Consider the following 241-nt stretch of genomic DNA (forward strand, 5'->3'; position numbering starts at 1 on the left):
TGCTCGTAGAAGTGTATCGCATGTTAAGCGATGATGTGCCGATGGTCTTAACAACGCAGATTATACTGTTTGTTAGTGGTAAGTGGCGTGAAGTAGTAATCGGCCAGGTCTCATGGGATAACATTAAAACGCTTCAACTCGAGTCAAACCTTACCGCTCGTTTAGAAGAGTATGGCATGTTTAGGGTGCAAGTTAAGCCCGGGGTCCATGAAATAATATTGCAAAGTCGTGTGGTTGGTAA

General features: G+C 44.0%; 1 protein-coding gene. It reads left to right on the plus strand.

Annotation, left to right across the window (positions count from 1 at the left end):
* On the plus strand, window positions 1–241 hold a 241-nt coding region (locus Q4519_RS22055; protein WP_303516123.1), incomplete at both ends, for a hypothetical protein.

Source organism: Motilimonas sp. 1_MG-2023 (genome assembly GCF_030547455.1).
Classification (GTDB): domain Bacteria; phylum Pseudomonadota; class Gammaproteobacteria; order Enterobacterales; family CBDFNC01; genus Motilimonas.